At 53.6% G+C, this 17,584-nt stretch carries 9 protein-coding genes; 6 read left to right on the forward strand and 3 right to left on the reverse strand.

Annotated features, from left to right (window positions below; all coding sequences use genetic code 11):
* Positions 1-3 precede the first annotated feature (3 nt).
* Together CJP46_RS03260 and CJP46_RS03265 are read right to left on the reverse strand one after the other, a co-directional pair.
* On the reverse strand, positions 4-1,488 hold the full coding sequence (locus tag CJP46_RS03260) for a spore germination protein (protein WP_094594159.1): 1,485 nt from the start codon (positions 1,486-1,488) through the stop codon (positions 4-6).
* The gene (locus tag CJP46_RS03265) at positions 1,478-2,575 is read right to left on the reverse strand and encodes a GerAB/ArcD/ProY family transporter (RefSeq protein ID WP_094594160.1); all 1,098 of its coding nucleotides are present in this window, start codon (positions 2,573-2,575) and stop codon (positions 1,478-1,480) included. The genes CJP46_RS03260 and CJP46_RS03265 overlap by 11 nt, the downstream gene beginning before the upstream one ends.
* A gap of 211 nt (positions 2,576-2,786) precedes the next feature.
* Here CJP46_RS03265 and CJP46_RS03270 point away from each other — a divergent pair, with 211 nt between their 5' ends.
* Together CJP46_RS03270 and CJP46_RS03275 are read left to right on the forward strand one after the other, a co-directional pair.
* A complete protein-coding gene (locus CJP46_RS03270) occupies positions 2,787-3,809 on the forward strand; it encodes a UDP-N-acetylmuramate dehydrogenase (RefSeq protein ID WP_256992163.1) in 1,023 nt (340 codons plus the stop codon).
* 197 nt (positions 3,810-4,006) lie between these two features.
* Positions 4,007-4,606, forward strand: coding sequence for a nitroreductase family protein (locus CJP46_RS03275; protein ID WP_094594161.1), 600 nt, complete (start codon positions 4,007-4,009; stop codon positions 4,604-4,606).
* A 77-nt stretch (positions 4,607-4,683) separates the two neighbouring features.
* Here CJP46_RS03275 and CJP46_RS03280 read toward each other — a convergent pair whose 3' ends face one another.
* The gene (locus CJP46_RS03280) at positions 4,684-5,121 is read right to left on the reverse strand and encodes a MarR family winged helix-turn-helix transcriptional regulator (protein WP_094595040.1); all 438 of its coding nucleotides are present in this window, start codon (positions 5,119-5,121) and stop codon (positions 4,684-4,686) included.
* Positions 5,122-5,294: 173 nt separating this feature from the next.
* On the opposite strand from CJP46_RS03280, the gene CJP46_RS03285 reads away from it, so the two are divergent.
* From CJP46_RS03285 to CJP46_RS03300, 4 genes are all read left to right on the forward strand, one after another.
* Positions 5,295-6,839: an MDR family MFS transporter gene (locus tag CJP46_RS03285; RefSeq protein ID WP_094594162.1), complete on the forward strand. Its 1,545-nt coding sequence runs from the start codon at positions 5,295-5,297 to the stop codon at positions 6,837-6,839.
* 221 nt (positions 6,840-7,060) lie between these two features.
* Entirely contained in the window at positions 7,061-8,497 is a 1,437-nt protein-coding gene (locus CJP46_RS03290) for a DHA2 family efflux MFS transporter permease subunit (RefSeq protein ID WP_094594163.1), read from the forward strand.
* A 220-nt stretch (positions 8,498-8,717) separates the two neighbouring features.
* Positions 8,718-14,183 (forward strand): HAMP domain-containing protein, encoded by a 5,466-nt coding sequence (locus CJP46_RS03295; RefSeq protein WP_094594164.1) that lies wholly within the window; start codon positions 8,718-8,720, stop codon positions 14,181-14,183.
* 248 nt (positions 14,184-14,431) lie between these two features.
* Positions 14,432-17,569: a glycosyl hydrolase 2 galactose-binding domain-containing protein gene (locus CJP46_RS03300; RefSeq protein WP_256992165.1), complete on the forward strand. Its 3,138-nt coding sequence runs from the start codon at positions 14,432-14,434 to the stop codon at positions 17,567-17,569.
* Positions 17,570-17,584 lie beyond the last annotated feature (15 nt).

Genomic DNA, 17,584 nt, shown 5'->3' on the forward strand with positions numbered 1-17,584 from the left:
TCGTTAATCTCCCTTGCGCGTATCGTCCTGCGTCCGCAGCATCCGCGGACGGTACTTGAACAGCTTGATCGGCTTTCGGAACAGTCCTTCCCAGAAATCCCTGGCGATATAGGGGGAAGCGGGAGCCAGATAAGGAACCCCGAAGTTTTCCAGCGTGGCCAGGTGGAGCAGGACGGAGAACATCGCGATAAAAAATCCGAACATGCCCAGGCAAGAAGAAAACAGGAGAACATACAGCCTAATGATGGCCGTCGTCCCCGAAAGAATTTGATTGACCAACGTAAAGGTGGCGATAATCGTCACGGCCACCGTCACAACCATCGTCGGAGACGTAATTCCGGCCCGGATGGCAGCATCGCCGACAATGAGCCCCCCTACCACCGTTACGGTCTGGCCGATCGATTTGGGGAGGCGGGTGCCCGCTTCATGGAAAACCTGGAACAGGAACAGCATCAAAAAGCATTCCAGCGGAATCGAGAATGGCAGTCCGTTTCTGGAATTCATAATCGTTGCCAGCAGCGGAGTCGGAACCTGCTCGATGTTGAAGGTGGTCAGCGCCACGTAAAATCCAGGCAGGAACATAGCCATGAAGAGACCCGAAATCCGCAAAAACCTTTGCACCGAGACGATGTGAAAGGGCATATTGGAGTCTTCCGGCGATTTGATCAGACTGAAGAGTGTGATGGGAGCGATAATTCCCATTGGGGAACCGTCGAACATAATCACGAACCGGCCGGCCAAAAGGCTGGATGCGACATAATCCGGTCTGCCGACATAATCGGTCAGCGGAAACACGCTTTTGACCGACCCCTGAATGAGGTTTTCGATTTGTGTGGTGCCGATGATCGCATCCCCGTTGAAACTTTGAATCTTCTTCCTGATTTCATCAACGATATCCGGGTTAATGATATCCCGGATGTACATCAACGCGATTTGGGTGTGGCCCCGCTCGGAGAGGACGAATTTTTCTACGCAAAGCGACTGTGTCCGAAGGCGTTTGCGAATAAGTGCGAGGTTCATACTCAAATTCTCGGTAAATCCGTCCTGGGGTCCCTTGATGGAAGATTCCGTGGAAGACTCCTCCGGGGTCCGGGATGGCGTGCTGCTGACATTCAATTGGTAAAAGGCGTTCATGTGCTGGAAATACAGAATCAGCATTCCCTGGAACACCTGGGTATCGAGCTCGGACAGTAAATTTTGGGTCTTCAATTCCTTCAGCGGCAGCGATTGATAAGTCCGGATGCTGTCTCTGCTGCCGAAACCCGTTTCCTTGTACATTTGTTCCAGCCTGGGGAGGACAAACTGGTTGATTTGGACCTCGTCCGTCATACCTTCGCAATAAATCAGAAGGATGGACTGCTTCAGGTCTCCTTCCCCTACATAAAAGGGATGAAGGACGACATCGCCGCATGGCTCATAATACTTTTGAAGGAACGGGATATCGATGTCTTCCAGGCTGACTTGAGGCTGCTCTGTGCTAGTTGTCATGGTGTTCTCTTCCTTTCTTTCCGGATGAAATGAGAGCCAAAGCAAATAAAATGAGGATCAAGGCCCCCAAGAAGGCGGCAGAAAAAGGGAAATAATAACTTTTTAAAATTTTCAGGAAATTCGTATCGTTCAGTCCGGTCAAGCATATGAGGAGAATCAAGCCAGCAGCGGTAACGTATGCGACAATTCGCGGTAGCTTTTCTTTAATGTTCCAAACATCAACGATAAAATACAGGGCTAGAGAAATCCGGATGAAGGCTCCCGACAGCCATTGATATATGGAGAAAAAGTCGGTTTGAGCGATATATTTTCCAATGGTGGCCACGCGCCACTCCTCATACGCCGGATACATTTGCCTTGCTGCCTCATAAGGATCAAAGATCGTGATGGCGCCGATCAGCGGCCCCATGGTCAGTCCCGTCAGGGCCAAGGCAAGGACGTATAGCTGCCAGGCCTTCGCAGTCTTCGCCAATTTGGGCTGGATAAACAGGTACATGATAATTTCAAAGGATCCTGCACATGAATGGGCCAAGCCGTAAAACACAGGCCCCCAGCCTTTGGACAGAACAGGCAGCAGCTGGCTGTAATCCTTGGTTTGAAAATTGACCGTCATGATAAAAAAGCCCAGAAGAACGACGAACGGCAGGAGGAGGCCGGCGGAGATGGCAATGGGTTTAAAGCCCATGATCGCGGCATATAGGCATAGAAGCAGCAGGACAATGGTTGTTATGGATATCGGCGTTTCGGTCAAAAAGGTGATTTTGGCCCAAGTGGTCGTATCAAACAACGTATAAAAGCAAATCATGTATAAAAATAAGCTCATGACGATGCGCAGAAGAACGGCGGCCACAAGGCCGTACTCCTGACTCAGCCATTCGTGAATGGAGCGGTTTCCCATTCGTTTGGCCACAAAATACGTCATACCCGTTACCACCATCAGCGGCAGAATGGACAAGGTAACCGAGATCCAAGAGTCCCTGCCCGAGCCCTGCAACAGAAACGGAATGATAAACACATGGTTCATCATCCCGACGGACAGCAGGATGATCATGAAGCCTTGCGACAAGCGCGCTTTAAGTACTTTCATACAGTCACCTCCAGGTAAAGGATGGATCTAGATCCATTATTAACCGGGAGGTTCACCCCGATACTTCCTTTAATTAAAATGACACATGGCGCGAAGAGTGACGATATATTAGAATAGATAGGTCTGTATCTTTAGGAGGGCTTCTTTTGAGGCACCGATTCCCGATCCAGGGAACGTGCGAAGACAAGAAAGTTGAAAGTGAGAATTTGCCATGATGATTAATAACCGGATGACATTTGAAAACCTGTGCTTGCGGAATGAACCGCTTGCGAACCACTCGTCCTATCAAATCGGCGGAGATGCGAATTTCTTCGCCATGCCCGAAACGGCTGAAGAGCTGATCACGCTGCTGCAGGGATGCAGAACCCACGGGCTGGACTATTTTTTCTGCGGGATGGGCTCCAATCTTCTGTTTCCCGACAATCCGCGTAAGGATACGCTGTACATTTCCCTGAAAAGGCTGGTTTATTGGGAGATCACCCCGAGCAAATGGTTTATTTCCTCAGGGACGCCGATGTCCATGCTGTCGATCGCAGGCCTGATGTATGACATTCCGGGCTACGAGTTTACTTATTTGCTGCCGGGCGGCTTGGGGGCTGGCATTTACATGAACGCCAAGTACAACCACAAGCAGATCAGCGACATTATCAAAACGGTGTATTATGTGGATCTTGAGGATCCTGCCTTATCGGTCCAATCGATTGATGTCAGCCAGTGCAAGTATGGCTATAAGCAATCCATATTCCAGATGAATCCGTGGCTCATATTGGGAGCGGATATGCTGGCCGTACCGGAGCAAATGGATCCGGAGCGGGCGAACCGCCTGCTCAGCCGCTGGAAGGACAAAGAGGGGATGTCGTCTCTGTCCTCGTTCTATTCGTATATGGCCGAAGAGGCGAAGGCGCTCCAAAGCCGGGGAATCCATTTGCCCGCCCCGATGACACAGATTGAGGAGTACCGGAACGGCAAACGCCATTTCGAATATCCATCCTGTGGATCTGTATTTAAAAACAATTACGATTACGGCGTTCCCGTGGGCGCATTGGTCGATCAGCTCGAATTGAAAGGGAAGGCATACGGCGGCGCCATGATCTCCCCTTTCCACGGCAACATGATCATCAACACAGACCATGCGACAGCCGAGCACATTAAATATTTGATGAATGTGATCATGGAAGGCGTCGACAAGGCATTCGGCTTCGTACCGGAACCGGAGGTCGTCGTCGTCGGATAGTCTTTTACAGATCGATAAAATGTGAACGTTTCGTGACCGTAACCCGCCTTGGCCCGCCATTGGCGGGTTATTTGTGTTTCGCTCGCGCCCAGGGTGGTAATTCAGAGTGAAAACTTTGGATCCGGGTATTGTGTTCGGACAAGGTCGTATGTATACTAAAAAAGTAAGTAAGTAACAAAAAGGAGGAAGATATAAAAATGTCTAAACAGTTTATTGATGCACTCAAGAACAGACGTTCCATATATGGAATTAGCAAGGAACAGGTAATCTCCGACGAAAAGATCCAGGAGATCGTAAACGATGCGGTGAAATACACGCCGTCTTCTTTCAACTCCCAAAGCACACGCATCGTCGTTCTTCTTGGCGAACAGCATGACAAGCTGTGGAATGTGACGGAAAACGTGCTGAAGGCAGTCGTTCCGGCTGACAGCTTTGCTCCAACTGCTGAGAAAATGGCTGCTTTCCGCGCCGGATACGGCACAATCCTGTTCTTCGAAGATTATGAAGTCATTGAAGGACTGCAAGCAAGCTTCCCTTCTTATGCAGACAACTTCCCTGTATGGTCCCACCATACTTCGGCGATGCACCAATTGGTCACCTGGACCGCACTTGAAGCTGAAGGACTTGGCGCCAGCCTGCAGCACTACAACCCGTTGATCGACCAGAAGGTTGCCGCTGAATGGAACATTCCTGCGAACTGGAAGCTGATCGCTCAAATGCCTTTCGGCAAACCGACAGTACAGCCGGGCGAGAAAGAATTCAAGCCGCTTGAAGACCGTGTTAAAGTATTCAAATAATCAGTACGGACTTTATACTTAAGAACTAAAGAAGCACCTCACAGCTTATGCGTGAGGTGCTTCTTTGCTTTGCCCTGCTACTCCTGGGGCGATTTGGAACGTCCGCCGCCAAGGGTGCGAATCTGCTCCTCCATGATGCCGCTGGCCTTGGCTGCAAAGTCTATCAGCAGCTCGATCTGCTCAGCCGTATAGGTTGAGCCGAGCCGGACCACGGAATCGTGCAGAGGCCTGAAGGTTTCTCGTACCTCGTCTCTGGCAAAGTAGTCGGGAACGATAATGACGCGACGCCTGTCGGATGGATCCTGCTCTCTCCGGACGTAACCCGCTTTCTCCAGACGGTCGATCAGGGCGGTGATCGTACCGGTGGAGAGGCCGGTGATTTTGGAGAGTTCTCCGGCCGTGATGGGACCGGTTTCCCACAATATATCTACGGATTTTAAATCGGTGTTGGATAAACCAAGGGAACTGGCGACATGCTGCTGGTACAGGACGGTCCTGGTTCCCAGCTTTCTCATTTGCGAAGCCAACCGTTCTTCAGGTGAAGTAATGCCCTCTGCATTTTGACTTGACAAAAGGAAGACCTCCTCTTAGAATCTGAATATCTTGATGATCGAGATATTTGAATTCCGAGATAATGACTAGGTTTCATTTTATCGGAAGCGACAACACATTGTAAAGGAGATAACAAATGGAAGCGACGAAAAGCAACATTAAAATGGTCGTGGCCGGACTGCTGCTGGCCATTTTTATGTCTGCCATTGACAATACCATTGTCGCCACGGCCATGGGGACGATCGTATCCGATCTTGGCGGCCTGGACAAGTTTGTCTGGGTCACCTCGGCCTACATGGTGACGACGATGGCCGGCATGCCGATCTTCGGCAAGCTGTCGGACATGTACGGAAGGAAACGGTTTTTCGTGTTTGGCTTAACTGTGTTTTTGCTGGGATCCGCACTGTGCGGCTTTGCACAGACGATTGAACAGCTGAGCTTGTACCGGGCGATTCAGGGGATCGGGGGAGGCGCGCTTCTGCCGATCGCGTTTACGATTATTTTCGATATTTTTCCGCCGGAGAACCGGGGCAAAATGACCGGCCTGCTCGGGGCCGTGTTCGGATCGGCCAGCGTGGTGGGGCCGCTGCTCGGCGCGTATATTACCGAATACGCCGGCTGGGAGTGGGTATTCTACATCAACGTGCCGATCGGCATCGTGTCCCTGATCTTCATTTTGCGCAGCTACAAAGAGTCCCCTTCCCATAATAAGCAAAAAATCGACTGGTGGGGCGCCTCGACGCTCGTTATCGCCGTCATTAGCCTGATGTTCGCATTGGAGCTGGGCGGCAAGGAGTATGCATGGGATTCCGCGCCGATTATTGCGCTGTTTGCCAGCTTTGCGGTGTTTTTCATCATCTTCTTCTTCGTGGAACTGAAGGCGAAGGAGCCGATTTTGCCGTTCTTCCTGTTTAAACGCCGGCTGTTTGCGACTTCGCAGCTGCTTGCGTTTTTGTACGGCGGAACCTTCATTATCATGACGGTATATATCCCGATCTTCGTGCAGGCGGTATATGGCGGCTCGGCAACCAACGCCGGATTGATCCTGACCCCAATGATGCTGGGATCGGTGGCGGGAAGCGCCATCGGCGGGATATTCTCCACCAAGACGAGTTACCGGAACCTCATGATCATTTCGGTTATTTTCTATTTAGGCGGCATGTATTTACTCAGCACGCTGACTCCCGATACCGCCCGGATTTATCTGACGATCTTCATGATCATCGTCGGCTTCGGCATGGGCTTCTCGTTCTCGCTGCTGCCAACGGCGTCCCAGCATAACCTGGAACCGCGCTTCCGCGGTACGGCGAACTCGACCAACCAGTTTCTGCGGTCGCTCGGCATGACGATGGGGATCACGATTTTTGGCACGATTCAGAACAATTTGTTCACGAACCGGCTTGCCGAAAATTTCAAGGGCATGGGCGGCGGGGCCAATTCGGCCATGGCTAATGTCGGCAATCCGCAGGAGATTTTCCAATCGGCCAACCGTGCCAAAATTCCGGCGGACGTGCTGAAGAACATCGTGGACGCCATGTCCCATTCCATTTCCAGCGTATTCTTGTTCGCGCTGGTTCCGATCGCCATCGCTGCGGTCGTAGTGGCCTGCATGGGAAATGCCAGAGTCACCCTCGGCAAGAATCAAAAATCCGCATCGGTAAAACCGCAGAATACGGTATAAATCCGGTTGAAAAAATGCAAGGGCTGCCCGTTCCCACGGGCAGCCCTTGCTGATTGAAGGCAATAAAATGTGAATAAATTGGGTATTTTACGTTGACGTTAACGTTATCTCGGGGTATGCTTTCCATAACGAATTTCGGCCCCGGTCTTGTTGTTCGCCGAGGGTTCTTTTGGCCGCTCGGTTACAGGCCTTCCAGAGGGATACGATAATGGAGGGAAATCATGGATAGCAGCACACCCCGAACCGCCACATCCTTTTGGTCGGTCATCTTTGCGATTTTTTTCGGGAACTTTTTGGCTTCACTTAGCACGACCACGATCAACATTGCACTGCCGGATTTTATGCAGGAATTCAGCTCCCAGCTTCAGACCGTGCAGTGGATGGTAACCGGCTTCATGCTGGCGACGGGCATTATCGCCCCGGTGCTTGGATTTCTTGGAGACCAACTTAGTTACAAGAGAGTCTACTTGATCTCGCTGAGCGGATTTACGATTTGTTCCGCTTTGTGCCTGGCGGCCTGGAACATCGAAAGCCTGATTTTCTTCCGCATTATGCAGGGATTGTTCAGCGGGCTCATTATGCCGGCCACGATGACGATCATTTACCAGGTGATCGGGAAGGAGAAGCAGGCCTTCGCGCTCAGCCTGTGGAGCGTTGCGGCGATGCTCGGCCCGGCCATCGGCCCTACGTTAGGCGGGCTCCTTGTGCAGTACTTTAATTGGCACGCGCTGTTTCTCATCAACCTGCCGATCGGCGTCACCGCCATTCTCGTCGCTGTGCGGCGGATTCCTTATTACAAGCTCAGCAAGAAGCAGTCGTTCGATGTCGTAGGCTTCATTACGGTCATCGGCAGCAGCACTTCACTGCTTGTCGCATTCAGCGAAGGCAGCACCTGGGGCTGGGGCTCCTTGAAGACCGTAGCGCTGCTGATCGCCGGTGCCGCCATGCTGGCGTTTTTCATCGGCTGGGAGTTGAAGGTCAAGGAACCGCTGCTGCACCTTAGGGTATTTCGTATCCGGCGCTTTACGTACAGCATCGTCCTGCAGGCGATCATCTCCATCTCCCTGTATTCCGGTACTTTTCTGGTTCCGATATTTCTGCAGACTGTGCTTGAGGTGTCACCGATGCAGGCGGGACTGGTCATGCTGCCCGGCTCGCTGATGATGGTAATTTGCGCTCCGATATCCGGCAGACTGTATGCGCGAATCGGCCCGGTATGGCTGTGCATGGTCGGTGTAATCCTGATGTTTATTGCCACGCTGATGCTGAGCAGCCTGACGGTATCCACCACACGCTTCTATATTGCATTCTGGATGGCTTTTCGGTATGTGGGCATCGCCTTTGCCAACCTGACCGTAACCAATTCGGGAATGAGCGCCGTGCCGAGGGAGGAGACGGGCCATGCTTCATCGATCAACAATTGGATCAAGCAGGGGATGGGTTCATTCGCCATCGGCATTTTCAGCTCCATATTGGCCAGCCGGACTGCGGTTCACTTGCAGGCCGCCGGTAAAGTAACCGAGATGGTGAAAGAGAAGGCATTCACCTGGGGCGTGGACGACGTGTTTGTCGTTGCAACCGTCATTGTCGCCGTGGCAATCCCGATGTCTTTTCTGCTGCGGAGGAAGAAGCCGGTTCCGGCAGCTCCGGCTGCCTGAATCCAAGCTCACCGGATTCGGTTCTGCATCTTGTTGTTGAAAATAATTGCGCACAACGGGCCGTCCGGCTTTTCGGACGGTTTTTTTGTGCTTTCGTGTAATTTTATATCTTTTAACTGGCAGAAAAATGACAGATTTTAATCGGCATAGTAGAATAATAGAGAGATCATGTTTATCTGCAGTGAACGGTGTAAAATTATGTCGAGAGAGGGATTTGACCATGTCGGATCAGCATTTGAAACCGGATTCGCAAGAGAGCCAGGTTCAGTCCAAAGAACTGCTCGATGCGCTAATGGCTTTTAAAAAGGGAGATTTTACATACCGCATGCCATACGATCAAACGGGCATCGCCGGAAAAATCGCAGACACCTTTAATGAGATCATGGAAATGCAGGAAAGCCTCGTGACCGAGATCGATACTGTGTCCAGAGTCGTCGGCAAAGAGGGTAAGCTGTCGCGCAGGTTTTCCCATAAAAATACCGGCGGATCATGGGAGGCGGCCGTCGAGTCGCTGAACGGTCTTGTCAGCGATCTCATTCAGCCGACCAGCGAGATGGTGCGCGTGATCAACGCGGTTGCCCAGGGAGATTTGAGGCAAAAAGTGGATCTGGAGTTTGAAGGCCGGCCGCTGACCGGAGAGTTCAAAAAGTCCGCCAACAACATCAACAAGATGGTCAACCAGCTGAGCAAGTTTGCTTCCGAAGTGACCCGCGTAGCCAAAGAGGTAGGGACCGAAGGCATTTTGGGCGGTCAAGCCGATGTCGAAGGCGTTTCGGGAACTTGGAAGGATCTGACCGACAGCGTGAACGGAATGGCGGCCAATCTGACGAGCCAAGTCCGCAGCATCGCCGAAGTGACGACGGCGGTGGCGAAGGGGGATCTAACCAAGCAGATCACGGTCAATGCCAGCGGCGAAATTTTGGAATTGAAAAATACGATTAATACGATGGTGGATCAGCTGTCGACCTTTGCGTCCGAGGTGACCCGAATGGCCCGCGAAGTCGGCACGGAAGGGAAGCTTGGCGGGCAGGCCAACGTCAAGGGCGTGTCCGGTACGTGGAGGGACCTGACGGAAAGCGTCAACGATATGGCTTCGAATTTGACGGATCAGGTCCGCAACATCGCGGTTGTGACCACAGCCGTTGCCAACGGTGATTTATCGAAAAAAATTACCGCGAACGTGCAGGGTGAAATTCTCGAACTGAAAAATACGATCAATACGATGGTGGACCAGCTGTCCATGTTCGCTTCCGAGGTGACGAAGATCGCCCGCGAAGTCGGCACCGAGGGCATATTGGGCGGACAGGCGGAGGTCAGCGGCGTAGCGGGAACATGGCGCGATTTGACCGAAAGCGTCAACTCCATGGCGAGCAATCTGACTAACCAGGTGCGCAATATCGCCGAAGTGACGACGGCGGTGGCGAAGGGCGACCTGTCCAAGCACATCACGGTCAATGCCAAAGGTGAAATTCTTGAGCTGAAAAATACGATCAACACGATGGTGGATCAGCTTAGCACGTTTGCGTCCGAGGTAACCCGCGTTGCCCGCGAGGTCGGAACGCTGGGTATGCTGGGCGGTCAGGCGCAGGTGAAAGGCGTGGCGGGAACATGGCGTGATTTGACCGAGAACGTCAACTACATGGCCTCGAACCTGACGAACCAAGTGCGCAATATCGCCGTCGTGACGACGGCGGTGGCGAACGGGGACCTCTCGAAGAAGATCACCGCGGACGTGCAGGGCGAAATTCTCGAGCTGAAAAATACGATCAACACGATGGTGGATCAGCTCAGTACGTTTGCGTCCGAAGTGACGCGCGTCGCCCGCGAGGTCGGCACGGAAGGGAAGCTCGGCGGACAGGCCGAGGTCCGGGGCGTCGGCGGCACGTGGAAAGATTTGACCGAAGGCGTCAACAATATGGCCCGTAACCTGACGAACCAGGTGCGGAACATCGCCGAAGTGACGACGGCGGTAGCGAAGGGCGATTTGTCCAAGAAAATGACGGTCGACGTCAAGGGCGAGCTGCTCGAGCTGAAAAATACGATGAACACGATGGTGGACCAGCTCAGCAATTTCGCGTCGGAAGTGACGCGAGTGGCCAGCGAGGTCGGAACGGAAGGCAAGCTTGGCGCGCAAGCGAACGTCAAGGATGTGTCGGGCACCTGGAAGGACCTGACCGACACGGTGAATGAAATGACCCGCAACCTGACGATCCAGATGCGGAATATTGCTGGTGTGACGACAGCCGTCGCAAACGGGGATCTGTCCAAAAAAATTACGGTCGACGTGAGCGGCGAGCTGCTGGAACTGAAAAATACGGTCAATACGATGGTGGACCAGCTGAACTCGTTTGCTTCTGAGGTTACGCGCGTCGCCCGCGAAGTCGGAACGGACGGAAAGCTGGGCGGACAGGCGCAGGTAAGCGGGGTCGGCGGCATCTGGAAGGATTTGACCGACAACGTCAACATTATGGCGAACAACTTGACGGATCAGGTGCGCGGAATCGCCAAGGTCGTTACCGCCGTCGCGAACGGGAACCTGAAGCAGAAGCTGAACGTCGACGCCAAGGGCGAAATCGCCGAACTGGCCGATACGATCAACAACATGACCGAGACGCTGGGCACGTTTGCCGACCAGGTGATTACCGTCGCCCGCGAGGTCGGCGCGGAAGGAAAGCTGGGAGGTCAGGCAAGCGTACCGGGAGCCGCGGGTACGTGGCGTGATCTGACCGACAATGTTAACTACATGGCGAGCACGCTGACTACGCAGGTTCGCGCGATTACCAACGTAGCCACGGCGGTGGCCAAGGGGGATCTGTCCCGGACGATCGATATCGCTGCGGCCGGCGAGGTCGCAGCGCTGAAGGACAATGTCAACGAAATGATCGGGAACCTGAAAGAGACAACCCGCATCAATACCGAGCAGGATTGGCTGAAGACGAACCTTGCGAAGTTCTCGCGACTGCTGCAGGGACAACGAGATTTGTACGCTATTAGCCGCATGATTCTGACGGAGCTGGCGCCGCTTGTGTCGATTCAGCATGGCGTCTTCTACATCAACGAGCCGGAGAACGGCGACCCGGTACTGACGCTGTTTGCCAGCTACGCTTACCAGAACCGGAAGCACCTGTCGAATCGCTTCCGTGCGGGCGAAGGGCTGGTCGGCCAGTGCCTCGTGGAGAAGCAGCGTATCCTGCTGACGAATGTGCCTCATGATTACGTCATGATTTCTTCAGGACTCGGCGAAGCCGCTCCGCTGAACATCGTGCTGCTGCCGATTATATTCGAGGAGCATGTGCTTGGGGTGCTGGAGCTGGCTTCCTTCCGGGCGTTTACCGATATCGACCTGGCTTTCCTGGATCAGCTGACCGAATCGATCGGCATCGTCGTCAACACGATGCAGGCAAACCGCCGGACAGAAGAACTGCTCATGCAGTCGCAGTCTCTGACGGAGGAGCTGCAGAAGCAGCAGCTTGAGCTTCAGCATACGAATGAGGAGCTGGAGGATAAGGCGAAGCTGCTCGTTCTGCAAAAGGCCGAGGTCGAGAGCAAAAACCAGGAGGTCGAGGTTGCGAAGCAGTTCCTGGAGGAAAAGGCAGAGCAGCTCGCGCTGACCTCGCGCTACAAATCGGAATTTTTGGCGAACATGTCGCATGAATTAAGAACGCCGCTCAATTCCCTGCTTCTTCTTGCCGAGCAGCTTGCGGACAACCCGGATGCGAACCTCAGCGAGCATCAGGTCAAATTTGCCAAGACGATTCAAGACTCCGGCCTGGAGCTCTTGAACTTGATCAATGACATCCTGGATCTATCCAAGATTGAATCGGGTACCGTTACGCCGGATTACAGCGAAGTGTCCCTCAAGGCGCTGACGGACAGCCTTGACCGGTCATTCCGGCCGATGGTGGATAGCAGCCTGCTCGAGTTCGGCATCAAGCTGGATCCGAACGTGCCGGATGCCGTAATTACCGATCAGAAGCGGCTGCAGCAGGTGCTCAAAAATCTCCTGTCCAACGCCTTCAAGTTTACGGAGGAGGGCAAGGTCACATTGACCCTGCGGCGGGCGGCCGAAGGCTGGAACACGGATAACGAAGCGCTGAATCAAGCACCGCTCGTGCTGTGCTTCTCGGTTAGCGACACCGGGATCGGGATTCCGGAGGACAAGCAGCAGATCATTTTCGAGGCGTTCCAGCAGGCGGACGGCAGCACAAACCGGGTGTATGGCGGCACGGGACTCGGACTGGCCATTTCCCGCGAGATTGCCCATTTGCTGGGCGGGGAGCTGACGCTCTACAGCGTTGTGGGCAAAGGCAGTATCTTCAGCTTCTACTTGCCGGTTGATACCGAAATGGCGCCGCAGGAGGATGTTCCGAAATATGTGCCGGAAGTCATCGACGTAACACCGCCGGAGCAGAAGCTGACCTTCAGCCGCAAGGCGGATGCCGTGAACGACGACCGGGAGCGGATCGAGCCGGGAGATCGCGTCTTTCTCATCATAGAAGATGACGTGAAGTTTAATGAAATCCTGCTGGAACTGCTGCACCGGAAGAACATCAAGGCCGTCATTACAACGAAAGGGGCCGGCGCGCTTGAGCTGGCGAGAAAATACCAGCCGGAGGCGATTACGCTCGATCTGCGTCTCGGCGACATGGACGGCTGGATGGTCATTGAGCACTTGAAGAACGATTTGGCAACCCGTCACATTCCGGTCTGTGTCATTACCGTCGAAGAGGATGAAATTGAGCTGCTTCGCAAGGGTGTCTATGAGTATGCCTGCAAGCCGGTCTCCAACGAAGACCTCGAGAAGGCGCTGGATCAGCTGAGCCGGTTTGCCGCCGAACGAAGCCGCAGCTTGCTGCTGACCGCAAGGCATGAAGAGCGCTGCCAGGAATGGGCGGTGCTGCTGGGCAGCGAGGACATGCGGATCGTCATGGCGCAGACGGCCCGGGAAGCGCTGGAGTTCTTGAAGAAGGAGCATTTCGACTGCGTGCTTGCGGATAACGACTTGGAGGATATGAATATTGTGCAGTTCGTCCGGGAAATGCAGAAAAATCCGAAGAACAAGTACCTGCCTTTGGTTTTGAACCGGAGCATCAAATGGAATCATGAGCAGGAGGAGGAGCTGGAGGAGCTGGCCAAATCCGCGGTCATGAAAGAGGTCAAGACGCCGGCCCAGATGATCGACGAGACGAGCCTGTTCCTTCACCGCAAGCCTGGTGACCTCCCTGACCAATCCGGTGAGCTTGTTCGCAAGCTGTACCAATCCGACGAAATGATTCAGTATAAAAAGGTGCTGGTGGTGGACGACGATATTCGCAATATCTTTGCCTTGACCACCATCCTGGAGCGTCATCAGATGATGGTCGTCCCTGCGGAAAACGGACACGAGGCCATTCAAATCCTGGACCAGACTCCGGATATCGAAATCGTGCTGATGGACATCATGATGCCGGTCATGGACGGCTACGAAACGACGCGGGCGATCCGCAGCAAGCCGCAGTTCAAGGATCTCCCGATTATCGCCCTGACCGCCAAGGCGATGAAAGGCGACCGGGAGGAGTGCCTGGAAGCCGGGGCATCCGATTACATCACTAAGCCGGTGAACAGCGCGCAGCTGTTGTCGATGATCCGCAGCTGGCTCGGAACGACGGCCCCCGAGGAGGAAGCCGGGCCCGATCAGGAAGAATAATTGGAAGCCAGTCGACAATTGAATTAGATAAAACAGCAACCCACAAGAAAGACACTTTGATGAAAAGTGATCTCTTGTGGGTTTTTTGATGCGGCCGAATTGAACGGATTTGATTCAGATCAAGCCCAATCGATCGCCGTATGGTTGAAATGACCTATGAATATGCAGGGTTGCCGGATTGTGCGCCTATAAACGGGGTGCTACGATTATCAAAAAAAGTTGCATTATGGAAAAAGGAGGATATCTGATTGTCTTCTTCAGAAACGGAAACGGGCAGGCCGCAGACCATGAACCCTTTTGCAGAAATAGCGTTTCGCGAGCATCCTTTGGCAAAAGACGGCATGGAAGAAATTAAACCGAGAGTGTGGGCGCAGAAGTTGTTCCGCAGCAGTGAGTCAGCCGCTGAACCCTATGCGGTGAAGGGCTTCGATGAGCGCTTGAAATGGTTTGAAGAGGAGTTGAACAGGCTTCGTAAGCAATATCGTCCCTACTTACAAAGCCTGTCGCCGTCCTCTGTCTATATACGTCCCAGCCAAGAATTGACGAGTTTTGATTTTCGGTACGCCGATGAACGTCACGGTGAATTTTCGCGGGTGCTGCAGGGTGAAGGAGAATGGGAGCATATTTCCATTCCCGATTTCCGCGGACCGACGAAGGAAGAGGGGAAATGGACCGGTTACTACCGGACAACATTCAGCTATCCGACGCCGCAGACCAATCGCCGGGTGTACCTTGTGTTTAAGGGCGTCGACTATGAGGCGGCCGTTTACGTGAACGGCAAATGCGTCGGAATGCACGAGGGGCTGTTTGCGCCGTTTGAGTTCGATATTACTCCCTTGCTCGAAGCGACGAATGTGCTCGTGATCGAAGTGAAAAATGATTATCCGATGATGGGAGTGGGCGGTACGCGGCTTGACGGCGACAAAATGTATGCCGCCACGGGTCCCGGTTGGGACGACCCGGTGTATGGCTGGCATCATTGCCCGCCAGGAGCGGGGATCTACAACCGTGTGTATTTGGAGGAACGGTCCGAGCTGTTCGTGGATGATATTTTTGTCAGGCCGGATCCTGAAAACGGCTCATTCGAGGCGTGGATCGATGTAACGAATACAACGGCCGGATTGATCGAAGGGGCAGAGCTGACGATTGACGTTTATGCAGACAATTTCGAAGGAACGGGGCTCCCGGACATATGCTTTCCGATTCATTACACAGGTCCGGGGAGCAACAATTACCGATACAAGATTGACTTCGAATCAGCCCGCTTATGGGAACCGGATGACCCATGTTTGTACCGGGTGCGGGTAAGTCTCAGGCACGAAGGACAGCTGCTGGACGTTAAGGACCGCTGTTTTGGCATGAGATCCTTCCGGTTGGATGAGTCGGAAGAGCTTAAAGGGTCGCTGCGGCTGAACGGCCGAAAGGTGATGCTGCGCGGGGCGAATGAAATGGGGCATCTGCAGCAGTGCGTCATGCAGGGAAACGAAGAACAGCTGATCGACGACATTCTGATCGCCAAGCTCGCGAATATGAACTTCTACCGGATAACGCAGCGCCCCGTGCAGGAGGAAATCTATGACGCCATGGATCGGCTTGGCATGATGAACCAGTGCGATTTGCCGGCGTTCAGCTACATACGCAGAAGCAAATTCAGTGAGGCGGTGCGTCAAGCCGGCGAGATGGAGCGTCTGGTCCGCAGCCATCCGAGCGTCATCATGGCATCGCTAATCAATGAGCCGTCCCGCCCGGCCAAACGGGGAAAAGGCCATCGGCATTTGTACCGGGATGAGCTTGAAGCTTTCTTTGTCTCCGCAAGGAATGCCATAACCATTGAAAATCCCGATCGTGTCATAAAAAATGCCGAGGGGGATTACGATCCGCCGACCGAGGCCGGTTTGTCCGATGTTCACTGCTATACGATGTGGTATACGAATCATATGATTTCGTTCGGGGAGCTGTATAAGGGCGGACTCCCGCCAATCAAAAAAGGCTGGAAGACCGGGTTTGGTGAGTATGGCTCGGAAGGGTTGGACCATCTTGCCCTGATGCAGCAGCGCTACCCGAAGGCATGGCTGCCCAAGCGGCTGGATGATGTTTGGATGCCGGATGCGATTGTGGACAGCCAAACCTACTCGCTGCATGGGGACTGGTATCCGGAAGAGGAACGGATTGAAGATTGGATCGAGAGCAGCCACAAGTACCAAGCCTTGGTCACCACCCTAATGACGGATGCCATCCGCCGACGCTCCGATCTCATTGTGCAGTCCGCCATTCATCTCCTCATCGATGCCTGGCCATCGGGTTGGATGAAATCACTTGTAGGAGCAGACAGGGTGCCGAAGCCCGGCTACTTCGCATATCGCGACAGCCTCACGCCGCTGCGCGTCCATTTACGGGGAGACCGCTGGCGCGCGTATGCTGGCGAGCTCATTGAGCTGGAGGCTTGGCTGCTTAACGATACGCCTTGCGACTATGAAGGGCTGAGGCTCGTTGTGACGCTGCGGGATGATGACCGTGACTTTGCTTCTTATGAGCTGAACGCTGAAATCGGGGGCGCCGCGTCGGCTTGTGTCGGCACCGTGCAGCTCCGCATGCCGAAGGTCGATGGACGGAGAGCTTTCCATGCCGATATCTCGATGTATAACCAGGACGGTGATCACCTAAACAGCGAGCGCTTTAGCATAGAGGTATTTGCAAGGAACGAGCAGGCAGCAAAAGATGCGGCCGATCCCGCCATCGTCACCCTTGGAACGACCGCGGAGGCTTTGATCACGGCAATGGGGGCAGACAGCAGAAACTACGAATCTGGCCGCCCGTTTGATGTCATTGTGATGTCATCTCTCGACGCCTACCTTCAGCATGAACCGCAAATTGCGGCTTCGATCAGAGCAGGTGCAAGAGCGGTCATTCTTCCTGATGAAGAAGGGCAGACCGACTGGCCAATTGGCGATAACATGGTGCAGCAGACGAAGGTGAGCAGCTTATATACCCTTGCTTTTGATGCAAATACGCTGCGGCTCAAGTCGTTTATGCCCCGCGATTTTCAATATTTCTATAACCAAACGTCCGATCGGATGGACGCGCTTTCACGCTGCGCATGGCAGTCGGAATCGGTCGAGCCGCTTCTATATACCTACGCGAAACCGAAGCAGGGCTCGGTTTCTGCGGGAACAGGCAAAAGACGAGTGCCCGTCGTAGGCTCCGTACAGCTCGGTGCCGGGGAGTTTATCATGCTGGGACTGCGGCTGGAAGGACAAATCGGCTGTAACCCACCGCTTGATTTACTTATGCAGGATCTTGTCCTCGGCAGGAGGCAGCTCCCGGTAATCAATACGCATGAGAGCCGTACCCAGTATAGGCCATCGAATCCAAATAAAGAGCTGTAATAGGAGGAAACAAAA

This window comes from Paenibacillus sp. XY044, assembly GCF_002257645.1.
Taxonomy (GTDB): domain Bacteria; phylum Bacillota; class Bacilli; order Paenibacillales; family Paenibacillaceae; genus Paenibacillus_AQ.

Bases quoted from the DNA above. Each gene is read 5' to 3' on its own strand.
- CJP46_RS03260 (WP_094594159.1), bottom strand. From the start codon at position 1,488: ATGACAACTAGCACAGAGCAGCCTCAAGTCAGCCTGGAAGACATCGAT.
- CJP46_RS03265 (WP_094594160.1), bottom strand. From the start codon at position 2,575: ATGAAAGTACTTAAAGCGCGCTTGTCGCAAGGCTTCATGATCATCCTG.
- CJP46_RS03270 (WP_256992163.1), top strand. From the start codon at position 2,787: ATGATGATTAATAACCGGATGACATTTGAAAACCTGTGCTTGCGGAAT.
- CJP46_RS03275 (WP_094594161.1), top strand. From the start codon at position 4,007: ATGTCTAAACAGTTTATTGATGCACTCAAGAACAGACGTTCCATATAT.
- CJP46_RS03280 (WP_094595040.1), bottom strand. From the start codon at position 5,121: ATGAGAAAGCTGGGAACCAGGACCGTCCTGTACCAGCAGCATGTCGCC.
- CJP46_RS03285 (WP_094594162.1), top strand. From the start codon at position 5,295: ATGGAAGCGACGAAAAGCAACATTAAAATGGTCGTGGCCGGACTGCTG.
- CJP46_RS03290 (WP_094594163.1), top strand. From the start codon at position 7,061: ATGGATAGCAGCACACCCCGAACCGCCACATCCTTTTGGTCGGTCATC.
- CJP46_RS03295 (WP_094594164.1), top strand. From the start codon at position 8,718: ATGTCGGATCAGCATTTGAAACCGGATTCGCAAGAGAGCCAGGTTCAG.